Origin of the sequence: Teichococcus aestuarii, assembly GCF_003116135.1 — a bacterium.
GTDB classification, from domain to species: domain Bacteria; phylum Pseudomonadota; class Alphaproteobacteria; order Acetobacterales; family Acetobacteraceae; genus Pseudoroseomonas; species Pseudoroseomonas aestuarii.
The window spans coordinates 1-13,798 of record NZ_PDOA01000011.1 but is presented as its reverse complement, the minus strand read 5'-3'; the positions used below and the strand labels follow the sequence as shown (position 1 = coordinate 13,798).

General features: G+C 73.5%; 11 protein-coding genes and 1 pseudogene. 6 read left to right on the top strand and 6 right to left on the bottom strand.

Features of this window, described 5'->3' with window-relative positions; genetic code table 11:
* Nucleotides 1–5 precede the first annotated feature (5 nt).
* Complete coding sequence (locus CR165_RS15655; protein ID WP_109517892.1) at nt 6–4,712, bottom strand: NAD-glutamate dehydrogenase; 4,707 nt, start codon at nt 4,710–4,712, stop codon at nt 6–8.
* Nucleotides 4,713–4,885: 173 nt separating this feature from the next.
* Here CR165_RS15655 and CR165_RS15650 point away from each other — a divergent pair, with 173 nt between their 5' ends.
* The 3 genes from CR165_RS15650 (at nt 4,886) to CR165_RS15640 (ending at nt 7,512) form a co-directional block, all read left to right on the top strand.
* Nucleotides 4,886–6,112, top strand: a complete 1,227-nt coding sequence (locus CR165_RS15650) for a cupin domain-containing protein (RefSeq protein ID WP_109517891.1) — start codon at nt 4,886–4,888, stop codon at nt 6,110–6,112.
* Complete coding sequence (locus CR165_RS15645) at nt 6,109–6,555, top strand: OmpA family protein (RefSeq protein WP_109517890.1); 447 nt, start codon at nt 6,109–6,111, stop codon at nt 6,553–6,555. Before CR165_RS15650 ends, CR165_RS15645 begins: the two co-directional genes overlap by 4 nt.
* A gap of 66 nt (nt 6,556–6,621) precedes the next feature.
* Nucleotides 6,622–7,512: a PPK2 family polyphosphate kinase gene (locus CR165_RS15640; protein WP_109517889.1), complete on the top strand. Its 891-nt coding sequence runs from the start codon at nt 6,622–6,624 to the stop codon at nt 7,510–7,512.
* An 89-nt stretch (nt 7,513–7,601) separates the two neighbouring features.
* On the opposite strand, the gene CR165_RS15635 is transcribed toward CR165_RS15640, so the two are convergent.
* The 4 genes from CR165_RS15635 to serA all read right to left on the bottom strand — a co-directional run bounded on the left by CR165_RS15635 (nt 7,602) and on the right by serA (nt 10,709).
* Nucleotides 7,602–7,874, bottom strand: a complete 273-nt coding sequence (locus CR165_RS15635; protein WP_109517888.1) for a CsbD family protein — start codon at nt 7,872–7,874, stop codon at nt 7,602–7,604.
* Between the two features lie 29 nt (nt 7,875–7,903).
* On the bottom strand, nt 7,904–8,845 hold the full coding sequence (locus tag CR165_RS15630; protein ID WP_245906474.1) for a hypothetical protein: 942 nt from the start codon (nt 8,843–8,845) through the stop codon (nt 7,904–7,906).
* Between the two features lie 178 nt (nt 8,846–9,023).
* Nucleotides 9,024–9,206: a CsbD family protein gene (locus CR165_RS15625; protein ID WP_109517887.1), complete on the bottom strand. Its 183-nt coding sequence runs from the start codon at nt 9,204–9,206 to the stop codon at nt 9,024–9,026.
* A gap of 255 nt (nt 9,207–9,461) precedes the next feature.
* Nucleotides 9,462–10,709: a phosphoglycerate dehydrogenase gene (gene serA, locus CR165_RS15620; RefSeq protein ID WP_109517886.1), complete on the bottom strand. Its 1,248-nt coding sequence runs from the start codon at nt 10,707–10,709 to the stop codon at nt 9,462–9,464.
* A 267-nt stretch (nt 10,710–10,976) separates the two neighbouring features.
* On the opposite strand from serA, the gene CR165_RS25695 reads away from it, so the two are divergent.
* Nucleotides 10,977–11,306: a hypothetical protein gene (locus CR165_RS25695; protein ID WP_245906472.1), complete on the top strand. Its 330-nt coding sequence runs from the start codon at nt 10,977–10,979 to the stop codon at nt 11,304–11,306.
* 114 nt (nt 11,307–11,420) lie between these two features.
* Here the strand turns inward: CR165_RS25695 and CR165_RS26130 are convergent.
* Nucleotides 11,421–11,597: pseudogene (locus CR165_RS26130) on the bottom strand (DUF1127 domain-containing protein); the annotation flags it as partial.
* Between the two features lie 116 nt (nt 11,598–11,713).
* On the opposite strand from CR165_RS26130, the gene CR165_RS15610 reads away from it, so the two are divergent.
* Together CR165_RS15610 and CR165_RS15605 are read left to right on the top strand one after the other, a co-directional pair.
* Complete coding sequence (locus tag CR165_RS15610) at nt 11,714–12,601, top strand: LysR substrate-binding domain-containing protein (RefSeq protein WP_109517884.1); 888 nt, start codon at nt 11,714–11,716, stop codon at nt 12,599–12,601.
* 169 nt (nt 12,602–12,770) lie between these two features.
* Nucleotides 12,771–13,763, top strand: a complete 993-nt coding sequence (locus tag CR165_RS15605) for a tripartite tricarboxylate transporter substrate-binding protein (protein WP_181378194.1) — start codon at nt 12,771–12,773, stop codon at nt 13,761–13,763.
* Nucleotides 13,764–13,798 lie beyond the last annotated feature (35 nt).

The following is a 13,798-nucleotide window of genomic DNA, read 5'->3' as shown; positions in this document are numbered from 1 at the left end:
GCCGGTCAGGCGATGCGGGAGAGTTCCCGCACCGCCACCGTCACGCCCGCCAGGTCGGGGCGCGAGGCCGCCTCCTGGGCGATGCGCATGGCCGTCTCCGCCTGCGGCAGCGCGCCCTTCAGCGCGCGGGCGGCAAGGCGGGTCTGCAGTTCGGCCAGGTCGTCCAGCAGCGCGGCCTTGGCGCGGGTGCCGAAGGGGCCGTTGGCCGGGGCCTGCGTCGCCGCCAGCCGCAGGCCGGGGAGGTGGAAGCTCTCCCCCACCGCGGCCCAGGCGCGGGCGGCCTCGTCCGGCGGGACGGCGGCCTGGGCGGCGAGCCGCACGATGGCCGGCGCCGCCTCCAGCGCCGGCGCCGCGGCGACGAGGCGCGCCAGATCGCCGGGCAGCCCCGCCTCGGCCAGCGGGCCGGGCTGGGCCTGCGCCGTCTCGGCGGCCACCAGCGCGCCGATGCCGGGGCTGAGCTTCGCCAGGGCTTCCTCCAGCGGCAGCGCCGTCTCCGGCATGGAGAGCAGCTCCCGCGCCGTGGCGGCCAGCAGCTGGCGCAGCGCCAGCATCGCCGCGTGGCGCGCCTCGGCCGGGGCGGCGGCGGTGTCGGCCGCGTCCATGGCACCGGCCAGGCCCAGCAGGCGGTCGGCCAGGATGGTGGCGCGGGCGGCGGCGGCGGGCTCGCTGCCGGCGGCCAGCCGCGCCAGCCCGGCCGGGCCGAGCCGGTTGGCCACCTCATTGGCCAGGATGGTGGCCAGCAGCTCCCGCCGCAGCCGGTGCCGGGCGATGTAGGGGGCGTAGTCCCGCTGCAGCGCGGTGGGGAAGTAGCCCTCCAGCAGCGGCGCCAGCGCCGGGTCGTCCGGCAGGCCGCTGTGCTCGATCGCCTCGGCCAGCCACAGCTTGGCGAAGGGCAGCAGGGCGGAAAGCTCCGGCCGGGTCAGCGGCACCTGGGCGGCGATGCGGTCGGCCATGCCGGCGGCATCGGGCAGCCCGGCCACGGCGCGGTCGAGAAGGCCGGTGGCCTCCAGCCGCGCCATCAGCGCAGCATGGGCGGGCAGCGCCTCCGCCCCCGCCTCGGCCTCCAGCGAGACGGCCAGCGATTGCTGCGCGTTGTCGCGCAGCACGAGCGCGGCCACCTCGTCGGTCATGGCGCGCAGCAGCGCGTCGCGCTGGCGCTCGGTCAGCGCGCCGCTGGCCCGGGCATCGGCCAGCAGGATCTTGATGTTCACCTCATGGTCGGAGGTGGAGACGCCGGCGGAGTTGTCCAGCGCGTCGGTGTTCATCCGCACGCCCTGGCCATCGGCGCCGAGCCGCGCCGCCTCGATGCGGCCCGCCTGCGTCACGCCGAGATTGGCGCCCTCGCCGATGATGCGCGCGCCCACCTCGCGCCCGTCGATGCGGATGGCGTCGTTGGCGCGGTCCCCCGCCTCGGCCTGGCTCTCGGTGGAGGCTTTGATGTAGGTGCCGATGCCGCCGAAGTAGAGCAGGTCGACCTTCGCCCGCAGGATGGCCTTCATCACCGTCGCCGGGTCCGGTTTCTCCGCCTCGATGCCGAGCAGCGCGCGGGCCTGCTCCGAGAGCGGGATGAAGCGGGCATTGCGCGGATAGACGCCGCCGCCCTCGCTCACCAGCCGCACGTCGTAATCGGCCCAGGAGGAGCGGGGCAGGGCGAAGAGCCGCGCGCGCTCCTCATAGGCGCGCGCCGCGTCGGGCTCGGGGTCGATGAAGATGTGGCGGTGGTCGAAGGCCGCCAGCAGCCGGGTCTGGCGCGAGACCAGCAGCCCGTTGCCGAACACGTCGCCCGACATGTCGCCGACGCCGACCATGCTGAAGGGCTCGCGCTGGATGTCCCGGCCCAGCTCGGCGAAGTGGCGGGCGATCATCACCCAGGCGCCCTTGGCGGTGATGCCCATCGCCTTGTGGTCGTAGCCCTGGCTGCCGCCGGAGGCGAAGGCGTCGTCCAGCCAGAAGCCGTATTCCTGCGCCAGGCCGTTGGCGATGTCGCTGAAGGTGGCCGTGCCCTTGTCGGCGGCGGCGACGATGTAGGGGTCGTCCCCGTCGCGGCGGACGACATCGGCCGGCGGCACCACCGTCTCGCCCTGGAGGTTGTCGGTGATGTCCAGCATGCCGCGGATCAGCGTGCGGTAGGCGGCGATGCCGGTGGCCATGAAGGCCTCGCGGTCCGCGGCCGGGGGCACATGGCCCTTCAGCACGAAGCCGCCCTTGGCGCCGGTCGGCACGATGACGACGTTCTTCAGCCGCTGCGCCTTCATCAGCCCGAGGATCTCGGTGCGGAAATCCTCCCGCCGGTCGCTCCAGCGGATGCCGCCGCGCGCAACCGGGCCGGCGCGCAGGTGGCAGCCCTCCATGTGCGCGGCATGGACGAAGATCTCGCGCCAGGGGCGGGGCAGCGGCATGTCGCCGGCGCGCGCGCTGTCGATCTTGAGCGAGAGGTAGGGCTTGCGCTGGAAGTAGTTGGTGCGCAGCACGGCATCCAGCGCGGTGCGCAGGCGGGCGAGGATGCGGTCCGTGTCCGGGTCCTCCATGCCCTCCATCAGCGCCGCCCACTCGGCTTCCAGGGCGCGCCCGGCGGCCTCGCCGCTGCCGGCGCGGGCGGGGTCGAAGCGGGCGTTGAACAGGTCCACCAGCAGCCGCGCGGCGCGCGGCTCGGCGGCCAGCGCCGTCTCCACCGACCCTTGGGCGAAGGCGAAGCCCACCTGCTTCAGCCAGCGGAAAAGGGCGCGCAGCAGCCAGGCCTCGCGCCAGGCGAGGCCGGCCCGCGCCACCAGGCGGTTGAAGCCGTCCACCTCCACCCGGCCGGACTGGAGCGCCTCCAGCGCCTCCAGCAGGGCGGGGAAGCGCGCCTCCTCCAGGTCGGTGCCGGCCTCCAGGGTGAAGACGTGCAGCACCGCCCGCAGCGCCCCGTTGTCCCGCAGGTGGAAGGGCTGCTCCTCGATGGCGCGGAGGTCGAGGCTCTCGAACAGCGGCAGCGCATCGGCCAGCGGCAGCGGGCCGCCGGGGTGGATCAGCCGCAGCGTCAGCGCGCGCGGCCCGGCGCCGGGCAGGCGCTCGATGCGCGCGGCCGGGCGGCCGGCGGCCAGCGCCGCCTCGGCCAGGTTCAGGTCGGCCACCGCCGTGGTGGCGGAGACGGTCTCGGCATAGGAATCGGGAAAGGCATCGGCCCAGCGGGAGAGCGCCTCGGCGGCGCGCGCCTCGCCCAGCTCGGCGGTCAGCGCCTCGCCCAGCCGGTCGGTGAAGGAGCGGGCGGCCTGGGCGACCGCCGCCTCCAGCGCCGCATCCTCGACGCTGGAGACGTGCCCCGGCACGGTGCCGACGATGTAGTGCACCCGCGCCAGCGGCGTGTCGCCCAGCGCGATGTGGAAGGCGGAGAGGCGGCCGCCGAAGGCGCGCGCCAGCATGGCGCCCACCTTCTCGCGCAGCCGCGTGTCGAAGGTGTCGCGCGGCAGCCAGGCGATGGCGGAGACGAAGCGCTCGAACGGGTCGCGCCGCAGGTAGAGGGCGGGGCGGGGGCGGATGAACAGGTCGAGCGCCCGCCGCGCCCCCTCCAGGATGGAGTCCTCGTCGGCCTGGAACAGCTCGTCGCGCGGCCAGGTGTCGAGGATGTTGCGCAGCGCGCGGCCGTCATGGCTCTCCGGGTTGACGCCGGCGCGGTCCAGGATGCGCTCCACCTTGGCCGAGAGCCAGGGGATGCTGCGCGGGTTGCGGTTGTAGGCGGAGGCGGCGAACAGGCCGAGGAACAGCCGCACGCCGACCACCGCGCCATCCGCGCCGAACACCCGCGTCGCCACCACGTCGGCGTGCTGCGGGCGGTGGACGCGGGCGCGCATGTTGGCCTTGGCGATGGCCAGCGGCGCGCCGTCGCGCAGCGAGGCGCGCACCGCGGCGGGAATGGCGCCGAGGTCGCGCAGCGCGTCGAACACCGGCAGGCCCTCGTCGCGCAGCAGGCCGAGATGGTCCTCGGCGCTGTCGCTTGCCCCCGCCGTGCCGAAGCGGATCAGCCGGTGGCCGAGGAAGACGAAATTGTCCTCCGCCATCCAGCGCAGGAAGGCCTGGCCGGCGGCGGCCTCGGCCGAATCCTCACGGGCGATCTCGGCCTCGGCCGCGCGCAGGCGCTGCAGCACGGCGGGGAAGTCGGCCACGGCGAGGCGCGTCTCGGTGAGCGCCCGGCGCAGCGCCGCCTCGGTGGTCTCCCAGCCCTCGTCCGGCGCCTCGCCGCCGCCGCCGAGCAGCCGCGCCGTGGCGGGGGCGATCTCGACATGCATCATGCTCTCGGCCGCGCCGCCCTCAGCGAAGCCTTCCAGCCTGCCGGCGGCGTCGCGCGCCACGCGCAGCACCGGGTGCAGCAGCCGGCGCGGGGTGCGGCCGGAGAGGGCCAGGGCCGCCAGCACGCTGTCCACCAGGAAGGGCATGTCCTCGGTGACGATCTCGGCCACCGCCACGGCGCCGCGGCCGGGGCCGGGGGGCAGCAGCCGCACCTTGGCCGCGCCCGGCTTCCGCTCGGCGGCGAAGGCGTAGAGGCTGGCGGTGGCGGCGGCGATGCGCTCCGGCGGCTCGGCCGCCAGCTCGGCGGTGGGCAGCGCCTCGGCCAGGCGGTGCAGCAGCGCCGCGGCGGCCGGCGGCAGGGCGGGCGCCTGCTGCCGCAGGGCCTCCTCCGCGGCGCGCAACAACTCCGCGCGGGCGCCGCTCTCGCGGCTCTGGCCATCCGGCATGCTGGGCTCCTTTTGAGTCGGATGCCTCAGAGGATCGGCCAGGGTCAGGCCCGGTTCAAGCCACCCGGTGCCGCAATGCGATGCAATTTGCATAAATATTCAGCGGAGGTTGCGCGCGGCGATTGAACTCTCCCCCGTGACCGCCGGGCCGCTCCAGGGCTATCGTGGCGGCCATGATCCGCACGCTCGCCGACCTCCTCGCCCCCGTCACGCCGGAGCAGTTCTTCGCGGAGTATTACGACAAGCAGCCGCTGCACGTGCAGGGCGGCGCCGCGAAGTTCGCCCCCGTGCTCTCCTGGCGCCAGATCAACCGGCTGCTCGACCAGACGCATATCTGGTCCAGCCAGTCGCTGAAGCTGGTGATGGACGGAACCCCGGTGCCGCCGGAGCAGTACTGCACCCGCGCCACCAGCCGCGACAACGCCGCCGTGCAGCAGCCCAACGCGGCGCTGGTGCAGCAATGGGTGAAGCGCGGCGCCTCGCTGGTGATGAACGACGCCGACAGCCTGACCCCCGGCCTCACCGCCGTCTCCGAGGCGCTGGAAGGCGCCGGGCTCGGCAAGGCGCAGGCCAACGTCTACATCTCCTGGCAGAGCCACAAGGCCTTCCCCGCGCATTTCGACACGCATGACGTCTGGGCCGTGCAGGTGGAGGGCGAGAAGACCTGGAACATCTGGGAGGGCCGCGCCGAGTGGCCGATCCCGCACCCGGTGTTCCGCAGCCTGGGCCAGGCGCATCACGAGCAGGCCAAGGGCCGGCTGCGCGGGCAGGTGACGCTGAAGACCGGCGACCTGCTCTACCTGCCGCGCGGCTGGTACCACGACGCCCTGGCCGAGGCCCCCGCCTCGGTGCATGTGGCCTACGGGGTGCACGCGCCGCTCGGGATGGACCTGATGAACATCCTGGTGGAGCGCGTGCTCTACGAGACGCCTTTCCGCCAGCCCCTGCCGCGCCAGGATGGAACCGCCGCCGCGCGCTTCGCGTTGACCAGCCGTGCGGTGCAACTCGGGCAGCGCCTCTCGGAGCTGACGCGGGATCCCAAGGTGATGGAAGTGCTGACGAAATTCGTGGCCGACTACCGCTATGCCCGCGGCGGCAACGACCTGCTAGCGGCGCGCGGCATCGCCGCCCCCGCCGCCCCGGAGGCGGCGGGCGGCGGGGAGGGCGCGGCCTTCCGCGTGGTCGCCCCCGGCGCCAAGGCGGTGCGGCGCGGCACGGAATGGGTGCTCAAGACCCCCAATGGCGCGCTGCCCCTGGCGCAGCCCGAGGCCGAGGCCACCAACTGGCTGCTCGCCCGCCCCGACGGCACCGAGGCCGAGCTGCGCGGCGCCCACCCCGCCGTGGATGCCGCCGCGCTGCTGCGGCGCCTGGCCGAGGCCGGGCTGCTGGCGCCGACATGACCCTGCTCCTGCCCGCCGCCCTGCTGGCCCTGGCGCTCGCGCCCCTGCTGGCGGGCTCCGCCCTGGCGCAGCCCCGCGCCGCCTTCAACTGCGTCGGCGCCGAGAAGCTGGAGGACGACGTCTTCGAGGTGCCCTTCACCGCGCGCAGCGCCCGCCCGCCGGAGGCGGCGCGCACCCCCGTGGCCGCCGCCGCCGCCCTGGCCAAGGCGGCGCCGGAGCGCAACATCTGCGTGCTGGGCCATGCCATCCGCGAGGGCGGCCAGGCCACCAGCACCCAGCTCGCCGCCCGCCGGGCCCGGGAGGTGGCGGAGATGCTCTCGGTCGGCCACGGCGTCGAGCGGGACCGCATCCGCGCCGAGGCGCGCAACCCCGGCTTCAGCCAGCGCACCGCCAACCGCGAGGCGCGCAGCGTGACCATCGTGGTGCTGCCCGCCCGGCCCTGAGGCTTTCCCCAGACCCGCCCACCAGACCCGCCCGCCAGACCCGCCGTCATCCAGGAGAACGATGCCATGCCCCGCGAGATCGCCCGTGCCCAGGCGGCGGCGTGCCGTGTGGAGACGGGGAAGGGCTTCCGCCTGGCCGATTTCTCCACCCGCGGCGCGGTGGAGGACCTGCCGCGCGAGGCCGCCGAGAGGCTGCTGCGCGAGGGCACCAAGCGCCTCGCCGAGCTGCAGGACCGGCTGGCGGCGCAGGACCGGCACGCGCTGTTCGTCATCTTCCAGGCGATGGACGCGGCGGGGAAGGACGGTGCCATCAAGCACGTCTTCTCCGGCGTGAACCCGCAGGGCTGCACGGTGCACTCCTTCAAGGCGCCGGGGCCGGAGGAGCTGTCGCAGGATTTCCTGCGCCGCCACGTGGCGCGGCTGCCGGCGCGGGGGCAGATCGGCATCCACAACCGCTCCTGGTACGAGGAGGTGCTGATCGCCCGCGTCCATCCCGCGGTGCTGGCCCGGCAGGGCCTGCCCGAGGAGGTGGTGACGCCGCGCATCTGGGATGAGCGGCTGGAGGACATCGCCGCCTTCGAGCGCTACCTGGCGCGCCAGGGCGTCGTCGTGCTGAAGTTCTTCCTGCATCTCAGCCGGGAGGAGCAGCGCGAGCGCTTCCTCTCGCGCATCGACCGGCCGGAGAAGAACTGGAAGCTGGATGCGAGCGACGTCGCCGAGCGGCGTCACTGGGATGCCTACCAGCAGGCCTACGAAGCCGCCATCCGCGCCACCGCCGCGCCGCACGCCCCCTGGTACGTGGTGCCGGCCGACCGGAAGTGGCTGACCCGCCTGCTGGTGGTGGAGGCCGTGGTGGAGGCGCTGGAGGCGATCGACCCGCACTATCCCCGGCTCGACGCTGAGGGGCTGGCCCGCCTGCACGCCGCCCGCACCGCGCTGCGGAACGAGGCGGACTGAAAAAAAGCGGGCGTCGCCAGAGGCGCGCCCGCAAACCGGCAAAGGAAGGAAGGCGCGGGGAACTGCTTCCCCGCGCCTTCCAGGCGGCTTCAGCGGCGCGCCGTCATCAGCCCCAGCACGAAGCCGATGGCGCCGGCCACCAGCAGCGCCGTCACCGGCTGCTGCTCCACCTGGCGCACCACGCGCTCGCCGGCATGCTGGGCGTAGTCGCGGGCCTCGCCATAGACCTCCTGCACGCGGCCGGCGGCCTGGCGGCTCATGCCCTCGGCCTGGTGGCCCTCATCGCCGGTCAGGTTGCCGAAGCCTTCCTGCGCCTTGCCGGCCAGGTTCTGGGCGCTGCCCTCAAGGCGATCGGTGTTCATCGTGCTTGTTCTCCTTCTCAGGGGTGGGTTCAGCGAAAGGAAGCCGCGCGGGCCACCACGGCGCGGGTGCCGGCGCGGGCACCCAGCAGCGAGACAATGGCACCCAGCAGCAGCGCGGCGAAGGCCCAGTACGCCGCGGTGGCAGCCGCGGTGGCGGCGGTGTCGGCGGCCTGGCGGGCCTGCTCCTCGGTGCGCTGCAGGGCCTGCTGCGCTTCCTGCTCGGTCTGCTGGATGCGCGTGCGGGCCTCGTCCTGGCTGATGCCGGCCTCGGCGGCCACCAGGGCGGCCAGGCGATCCTGCTCGGGCTGCGCGAGCTGGCCGTCGGTGACGCGGCGGCCCACCAGGCGGCCGATCTCGGCCTTGCGCTGGTCGCTGTTCATCGCGGCAGGGTCGGCATTGCTGGCGGTGAGGGCGTTCTGCGCGCGCTCGATCGCCGACTGCGTGACGGACTGGATGGTGCCGGTATCCGTGCGGTCGGCGGCCTCGTTGCCCACCATGGCGGTGACGTTGCCGGCACCCTGCGCCAGGCCGCCCAGCATGCTGGAGAGGCCGGTGGTGGCGGTGCTCACCGCGCCGCTGACGACGCTGCCCAGCAGGAAGGCGGAGACCAGCGTGCTGGTGGCCCACATGGCCAGGCCGTGCAGGCTGCCATCGGTGCCGTCGGCCGTGCCGGAAAGCCGCGCGGCCGCGTAGGCGCCGAGCCCCAGGCCGATCAGGTGCGAGACCAGCAGCCAGATGCCGCCGCCGATGCCGAGCGTCGAGGCGTCCGGCGTCGCGCGTTCCGCCGCGTCGACGAGATTGGCGCCGATGGCGGCGCCGAGGATGTTCAGCATGGCGCCCACTGCCAGCGCGATCACCGCGCCAGCCAGCACGGCACCCCAGGAGATGCGGGTGGGCAGACGCGGCGAGCCCTGCACGGCCGCGGTCGCATCAGGGCCGGCATAGGCGCCGGCAGCGGTTCTGGTATTCATGATCGTGGGTGTCCATGGCCGGTGCCGCCCCGCCATCACGCCGGCCGCCGGCCCTCAGGGCTCCAGCGGGATCCGGCGCAGACGGAAACCGGATGCCGCGGCCTGCAGCGTCCGGTCAGCCTGTTGTTCGCAGCCTGTCGCGGGCCCCTCGTCGGGAGCGGCCCGCCACAAGCGGGCCTTACGAGCGGAAGGTGTCCCGCACGGCGTCCTTGGCGTTGCCGACGGCGCCCTGCGCCTTGCCCTCGGTCTTGTCGGCCTTGCCCTCGGCCTGGGTCGAGTGGTCGCCAGTGACCTTGCCGACAGCGTCCTTCACGGCGCCCTTGGCCTGCTTGGCGGCGCCTTCGATGCGGTTCTTGTCCATGGCTTTCCTGCCTTTCTTCTCTTCGGAAGGGCCAGATGGCGCTTCCGGCCGTGTGTGTGACGGCTCACGGGAAGAACGGCCCAGCCCAGCATTGGGTTGCGTGGGGCTGCCGCAGGCCGGAGCGGGGCAGCAATGCGGAGAGCGGGGCAGGCCCGGCGGCAGGCAGCCGGGAAAGAAGGAAACAGGCGAAGAAAAGGGTGAGCGGAGGCGGGCGCCAGGGATGAAGGGGGAGGGGGCGGGCCCCTCCCGCCCGCTTCAGCTCCGCTCGTAGAGCAGGCGGGCGCGCAGCGTGCCGGGGATCTGCCGCAGCGCGGCCAGCACGCCCTCAGGGTCGGCCACCTGGTCGGCGTCCACCACCACGTAGCCGATCTCGGGGTCGGTCTGCAGGTACTGGGCGCTGATGTTCAGGCTGAAGCGGCTGAACACCTCGTTCAGCGCCGCCAGCATGCCGGGCACGTTGCGGTGCACATGCATGTAGCGGGTGCCGCTCGGGCGGGCGGGCAGCGTCACCTCGGGGAAGTTCACCGCGCCGAGCGTCGCGCCCGAGTCGGAGTAGTCGGACAGCTTGCGCGCCGTCTCCTCGCCGATGCGCTCCTGCGCCTCCTCCGTGCTGCCACCGATATGCGGGGTGAGGATGACGTTCGGCAGGCCCTGGAGCGGCGAGACGAAGCGCTCGCCATTGCGCTTCGGCTCCTCGGGGAAGACGTCGGCGGCGGCGCCGAGCAGGTGGCCCTCGCGCAGCGCCACGGCCACGGCGTCGAGATCCACCACGCGGCCGCGGGCGTTGTTGATGAGGATGGCGCCCGGCCGCATCGCCGCCAGCTCCGCCGCGCCGATCAGCCCGGTGGTCTCCGCGGTCTCGGGCACGTGCAGGCTGACCACGTCGGCGGCGGCCAGCAGGTCGCGCAGGCTGGCGGCGGCCACCACGTTGCCGTGGCCCAGCTTCGGGACGGTGTCGTAGTAGATGACGCGCATGCCGAAGGCCTCGGCCAGCACCGAGAGCTGGCTGCCGATGTTGCCGTAGCCGACGATGCCGAGCGTCTTGCCGCGCACCTCGCGCGAATGGGTGGCGGACTTGTCCCAGCCGCCGTCATGCGCCGAGCGGGAGCGGTCCGGGATGCGGCGCAGCAGCATGACGATCTCGCCCATCACCAGCTCGGCCACCGAGCGGGTGTTGCTGAAGGGCGCGTTGAACACCGGGATGCCGAGGCGCTTGGCGGTGGCCAGGTCCACCTGGTTGGTGCCGATGCAGAAGCATCCCACCGCGATCAGCCGATCCGCCGCCTCCAGCACCTCGGCGGTGAGCTGGGTGCGGGAGCGGATGCCCAGCAGGTGCACCCCCTGCAGCGCCGCCTTCAGCGCCTCCCCCTCCAGCGCCTTCGACTCGCGCTGGATGTTGGTGTAGCCGGCGGCCCCGAGCAGCGCGATGGCGCTGTCCGCCACGCCTTCCAGCAGCAGGATGCGGATTCGGTCCTTGGGGAGGGAGATGCGTTGGTTCGGCATGGCAGGCTCAATGCCTGCGCGGCTTCCGTTCGTGAAGTGCGAAACCGGCAGGCGTGTCACGCGTTCCGCACGAGGCCGCTGCCTGCGAAGTCGGCACACGCTGCCGCGAGCCTGGGCATGGCCGCGCCCCATGCATGGCCCCATGCGGCGAGCGAGGGGCAAAGCCTTTGTTTTTTCTTGCCCCGGAAGGCCGCCAGGACCATCTCCGCGGGCTCATGCCTCGCCCTTTCCAGAAGAAGCGGGGACTAGCATCCGGAGATTCCCACCATGGCTGTTGAGACGATGGAAATGCCGCTGGCCGTGCGCCGCCGCGCCACGATGGACGCGCTGGCGGAACTGGCCGAGGGCGGCCTGGCCGAGCGCATGCGGCTGGACGCCGCCGCGCGCGTGCTGCGCACCGCCCGCCGCGCCGTGGACATGACCGGCCGGGTGATGGCGCTGCCGCCCGTCATGCAGGGCTGGGACCCTGCCGCCACCACCGCGCGCGAGCATGTCGAGACGCTGACGCCGCGCCAGATCGACGCGCTGCTGGCCGAGGGATCGCGCTGGGCGGCCGCCCTGCTGCGCGCCGAGCCGGAGCTGCGCCGCGCCGCCTGAGGCAGGGGAGGGCGGGGGCGCCGTTCCCCGGGTCCTCTCCCGCCGTGCCGCCTTCAGCCCCGGTGCGGGCCGATGTCCCAGGGGGGCGCGCTGCGCCTCGTGCCGGGCCTGGCCGGGAGTGAGGCCGATGTCGCGCAGCATGCGCGGCTCCATCCCCGCCAGATCCTGCCGGGTGCGGATGACGCGCAGGATCAGGCGCAGCGCCTCCAGCCAGCCGCGCGGATGCGTGGCGCGCGGCGCGGAACGCAGGACCGGGGAAGAATGGAAGCCGGAGCCGAGCTGGGCGGACATGGTTCGGGGCCTTTCATGCACCGAGAGGTTCATCACCCCGGCACGATGCATGCGCATCCGTAATAAGGAAAACGAATTGTTTTGACGCAAGGCATCAGCGGCGCTGATATGGCGCCATGCTTGCCCTGCCGCCCGGACTGGACCCCGACCTGCTCCGCTCCTTCGTGCTGATCGCTGAGGGGGACAGCGTCACCCGCGCCGCCCAGCGCGTCGGGCGGACGCAATCGGCGGTCTCGATGCAGATGCGCCGGCTGGAGGAGATGCTGGGCCAGCCCCTGCTGGTGCGCGGCCCGCGCGGCTTCTCGCTGACGCCGCACGGCGCCTGGCTGCTGGAGCGCGCGCGCCCCTGGCTGACCATGCATGACGAGATGCTGGCCAATTTCCGCGCCACCGACATCGCCGGCGCGGTGCGGCTGGGCACCCCGGACGATTATGTGCTGCTCTGGCTGCCGGACATCCTGGCCCGATTCGCGGAAAGCCACCCGGCGGCCGAGCTGGAGGTGATCTGCGCCCCCTCCACGGAATTGCTGGAGCGGATGGATCGGGGCGAGCTGGACCTCACCCTCTATTCGGCCGGCAATGAGCGCGGCCAGGCCGGGGTGCCGCTGTGGCGCGGGCCGCTGCACTGGGTGGGCTCGGCCGCCCATGCGGTGCACCGGCAGACGCCGCTGCGGCTCTCGCTGGCCCCGCCCTCCTGCGTCTGGCGCCGGGCGGCCACGGCGGCGCTGGACGCAGCCGGGCTGCCCTGGCGCGTCACCTACCTCTCCAGCGCGCAGATGGGCACGCATGCGGTGGTGCTGGCGGGGCTCGCCATCACGGTGGGGCTGGCCGGGCCGTTGCCGCCCGGCCTGCGCGTGCTGGGCCCGGAGGAGGGATTGCCGCCGCTGCCCGAGTTCGAGATCGCCCTGGCCCAGCGTTCCGAGAGCCCCGGCACCCGGGCGCTGGCCCGGCACATCATCGACAGCTTCAGGCACGAACCCGGGGGGCTACCAAACCATGCTTGATGGAACGGCCCGCGGAATGCTCTCATCCCCGTAAGGAAGGAAGGGGAAGGCCGCCGCCGCCCAGGGACCGCGATGTTCCGGATGCGGAGGCCCGCCCCTTTCGCGGCCTTGCCTTCACCGCCCCCGGGAGAGTGGGCGGGGAGGCCATGCGGAGAGAGGACGTTCAACAATGCTGATTCAACGCCGTGGCCTGATGGTGGCCGCGACGGCCGGTGGCCTGGCCGCCGGAGGGCTGGCCAGCCCCACCGTGTCGCGCGCCCAGACATCCTGGCCTGACCGGCCGATCCGGCTGATCGTGCCCTGGCCGCCGGGTGGCAGCACCGACACGGTGGGCCGCATCTTCCAGCCGAAGCTGCAGGAGATCCTGGGCAAGCCGGTGGTGATCGAGAACCGCGGCGGCGCCTCGGGGGCGATCGGCGCGGGCGAGGCGGCGCGGGCCGAGCCGGACGGCTACACCTGGGTGCTGGTGTACGATACCCAGGCCACCAATGAGAGCGTGATGCGCCTCCCCTTCAAGACCATGGAGGCCTTCACCCCGGTCAGCCTGGTGGGCACCGGGCCGCTGGCGCTGGTGGCGCACCAGACCACCCCTTACCGCAGCTACAAGGACATCGTGGAGGCGGCCAAGAAGGCGCCCGAGACGCTGAACTTCGCCACCAGCGGCGTCGGCGGCCTGGCCCATGTGGCGACGACCCTGCTGCAGCAGCAGGGCGGCTACAAGCTGGTGCATGTGCCCTATCGCGGCGGTGGCCCCGCCACGCAGGACGCGGTGGCGGGCCATGTGCCGCTGTTCATGTCGAATGTGGTGGTGATCAAGCAGCATATCCGCGCCGGGACGCTGCGGCCGGTGGGCGTGACCACCCGGGGCGAGAGCCGCCACGTGGAAGGGGTGAAGAGCTTCGCCCAGCAGGGGGCGGGGGATTTCGAGGCGCCGACCTGGTGGGCGCTGCTCGGCCGTGCCGGCACGCCGCAGCCCATCGTGGACAAGATGTACGACGCGCTGGCGAAGGCCCTGGCCGACCCGGTGGTCCGCCAGAAGATCGAGGAGCAGGGCGCGGATGTTACGGCCAGCACGCCGGATGCCTGCGCCCGTTTCCTTCAGAGCGAGATCGCCAAGTGGGGCAAGGTGATCCGCGACAACAACATCCAGGCGGACAGCTGAGCCTGTCCCCGCCCCGCCGGCCGGCGGGGCGGGGT

Excerpts from the sequence above, each read along its gene's own strand:
- CR165_RS15625 (WP_109517887.1), bottom strand. The coding sequence starts at position 9,206 with ATGGACAAGAACCGCATCGAAGGCGCCGCCAAGCAGGCCAAGGGCGCC.
- CR165_RS25695 (WP_245906472.1), top strand. The coding sequence starts at position 10,977 with ATGGCTGTTGAGACGATGGAAATGCCGCTGGCCGTGCGCCGCCGCGCC.
- CR165_RS15610 (WP_109517884.1), top strand. The coding sequence starts at position 11,714 with ATGCTTGCCCTGCCGCCCGGACTGGACCCCGACCTGCTCCGCTCCTTC.
- CR165_RS15605 (WP_181378194.1), top strand. The coding sequence starts at position 12,771 with ATGCTGATTCAACGCCGTGGCCTGATGGTGGCCGCGACGGCCGGTGGC.
- CR165_RS15645 (WP_109517890.1), top strand. The coding sequence starts at position 6,109 with ATGACCCTGCTCCTGCCCGCCGCCCTGCTGGCCCTGGCGCTCGCGCCC.
- CR165_RS15630 (WP_245906474.1), bottom strand. The coding sequence starts at position 8,845 with ATGAATACCAGAACCGCTGCCGGCGCCTATGCCGGCCCTGATGCGACC.
- CR165_RS15655 (WP_109517892.1), bottom strand. The coding sequence starts at position 4,712 with ATGCCGGATGGCCAGAGCCGCGAGAGCGGCGCCCGCGCGGAGTTGTTG.
- serA (WP_109517886.1), bottom strand. The coding sequence starts at position 10,709 with ATGCCGAACCAACGCATCTCCCTCCCCAAGGACCGAATCCGCATCCTG.
- CR165_RS15635 (WP_109517888.1), bottom strand. The coding sequence starts at position 7,874 with ATGAACACCGATCGCCTTGAGGGCAGCGCCCAGAACCTGGCCGGCAAG.
- CR165_RS15650 (WP_109517891.1), top strand. The coding sequence starts at position 4,886 with ATGATCCGCACGCTCGCCGACCTCCTCGCCCCCGTCACGCCGGAGCAG.
- CR165_RS15640 (WP_109517889.1), top strand. The coding sequence starts at position 6,622 with ATGCCCCGCGAGATCGCCCGTGCCCAGGCGGCGGCGTGCCGTGTGGAG.